1 protein-coding gene is annotated in these 223 nt (G+C 55.2%); it reads right to left on the reverse strand.

Going from position 1 to position 223, the window contains the following annotated elements:
• On the reverse strand, window positions 1–223 hold a 223-nt coding region (locus tag ABR397_RS24795; RefSeq protein ID WP_350307984.1), incomplete at both ends, for a GTP-binding protein.

A 223-nucleotide genomic window follows, 5' to 3' on the forward strand; every position in this document is an offset into this window, starting at 1 on the left:
GTACTGAGACAGCAGCTCGCGCACTTCCATCTCAACCAGTTCCAGCAGCTCTTCGTCGTCTACCATGTCACATTTGTTCAGGAACACGATGATGTAAGGAACGCCTACCTGACGGCCTAACAGGATGTGCTCACGCGTCTGTGGCATTGGACCGTCTGTTGCGGCAACTACCAGGATCGCGCCGTCCATCTGGGCAGCGCCGGTGATCATGTTTTTCACGTAG

The sequence above is a fragment of the Photorhabdus viridis genome (assembly GCF_040256935.1).
Lineage (GTDB): Bacteria > Pseudomonadota > Gammaproteobacteria > Enterobacterales > Enterobacteriaceae > Photorhabdus > Photorhabdus viridis.